We start from the raw sequence: 1,813 nt of genomic DNA, 5'->3' as shown, positions 1-1,813 counted from the left end.
GCGTTAGCGCCTTGCGGTTTGCAATAATCGAGGCGGTGGGGTCATAGGGCGATTTCACCCAGGCCGTCTCATTCCAGCCGTACAACCCATTATTTTCCTCGGAGGCATCATTCCAAACTTCTGCCAGCTCACTGCCAGGGGGCGCGCCGGCCGCATCCAGCGCGGCCTTGGTTTGGAAGGACATGCGCCCCTGCGCCAGCGCCAGCACTGCAGCCAAGTGGTCCTGAATGGCCTTGCTGATGGTCGGTTTTCTAATGCCCTCTACCTCCACCGTGCTGAACTCATCACCAGCTAAAATTTCATTGAGGGCAACAACGCTATTTTGCAGCTCCGCCACCGAACCAAAAAAAGTGCTCATAAAGTTATTCCTGATAGCTATCCACAGCGCGGGCCACGCCCCGGCTAAATTGTTGAAGGGTGTTCGGGTCCAGCAGGCCCGCAACAGTCTGCTCCTCGGTGAGCACAATCCGGTCTTCAATTTCTATGCGCGCACTGTATTCCCAGGTGTGCGGGCCTATCGGCTTACAATCACTGAGCGGGTGAGTGATAAAGCGCACGGTGTGTGGGATTAACCCCTGAGGTGTGAGTACCTCGGCACTAAACCAGGCAATCGCATCGGACAGTGCGTGGGTGACAAAGCCCTCGAAAATAGCGGCTTCATTCGCTAACAATTTCCACTTAACGGGGAGCTCTGTGGGAACCCTGGCAAATCGGCGCCGCTGCCGGGCGCGACCGCTGGCCATTTCGGTGCGGATGCGGTTATCTAGTTTTTTCAGCGCATAGCCGTCCAACTGCGGTGCCGGCAGCTCCGCAGGGTATTTGATTAAGGCCATGGTTAATTTCCGGTGCGGGATAGACTGTGGTAAGTGGATTCAAACGTATTGGCTACTTGGCCTCCCTCATGCACATCGGTCGCAACGATGTTAAGAACATCCTCCCTTGTCAGTCCTTGTGCTCGCTCGACCTGCCAGCCTTTTTCACGGTCTTCTTTCAGAATGATGGTGATATTTCCCCCTGGGCCGCGGCCTTTTAACGCCTTGGTTAAATCGGCATTTTGATTTGGGGATAAAACCCGCTCGCCTTTATCCAGCAGGTAGGTGGATTCTTTCGGTACATAATCAAGGCCGCCGTGGGCGATGCCGGCAATGGCGGTCCCGGCGATGATGCCGGCAGAGGCATAGCCCATCCCTTTGACTAACGCCGCATAAGGCGCGCCGGCCACGGGACCCAGCCCAATAGGCGGCATCGACAACGCAGCGATTGAGGCCGCCTCTGTATTCATAATGGTTTGCGCTACGGCGATGGCCTTTTGTGCGAGGAATGCCGCTTTATAGATAGCTGACTGTTTGCCAGTGCCTTTTTCGGCAAGATCGGTCATCTGCCCCATCAGGTTTTGTGCACCAAAGAGCACAAATTGATTCAGGCCAGCTTCGCTTTGCCGGCGCATTTGCGCATGATGCTCCTGAATGGCGGTGAGCCGATCAAACAGCGCCTGTTCTGCCAGAATTTGCTGCTGATGGGCCAGTTCTCGACTCAGTTGCTCCTCAATCAGAGCAGCCTGCTCGCGCTGCCGCTTTTCCTCCCGTCGCGCAGCCTCTTCCGTGAGCGCAGCTTGGTAGCGATCATTTTCCCGCTGGCTGTATTCATGGCGCAATTGCTCGATAGATTCATATCCGCGCTTGATTAACTCCTGTTCGCCAACGTGCAGAGAGGCGATTTGCCGCAAGCGCTGTTCGTGATCGAGACGGATTTTCCCCTGGCGATCCGCCAGAAATTGGTCCAGCTGAATCAACTGAGCCGAACCCGCTTCCTG

Annotated in this window: 3 protein-coding genes; all 3 read right to left on the bottom strand. The window is 55.8% G+C overall.

Translation table 11 applies throughout. The annotated features are described in order from the left end of the window. On the bottom strand, window positions 1-358 hold a 358-nt coding region (locus LC073_RS21420; RefSeq protein ID WP_226649654.1), incomplete at its 3' end, for a hypothetical protein. A gap of 4 nt (window positions 359-362) precedes the next feature. After that, on the bottom strand, window positions 363-833 hold the full coding sequence (locus LC073_RS21415; protein ID WP_226649652.1) for a hypothetical protein: 471 nt from the start codon (window positions 831-833) through the stop codon (window positions 363-365). Between the two features lie 2 nt (window positions 834-835). Beyond that, window positions 836-1,813 (bottom strand): hypothetical protein (locus tag LC073_RS21410; RefSeq protein ID WP_226649650.1); only part of this gene is annotated, 978 nt, incomplete at its 5' end.

The sequence above is a fragment of the Microbulbifer variabilis genome, assembly GCF_020524905.1.
In the GTDB taxonomy this organism is placed as follows: Bacteria; Pseudomonadota; Gammaproteobacteria; order Pseudomonadales; family Cellvibrionaceae; genus Microbulbifer; species Microbulbifer variabilis_A.
This window is presented reverse-complemented; position numbering and strand designations above follow the sequence as displayed.

Excerpts from the sequence above, each read along its gene's own strand:
- LC073_RS21415 (WP_226649652.1), bottom strand. The coding sequence starts at position 833 with ATGGCCTTAATCAAATACCCTGCGGAGCTGCCGGCACCGCAGTTGGAC.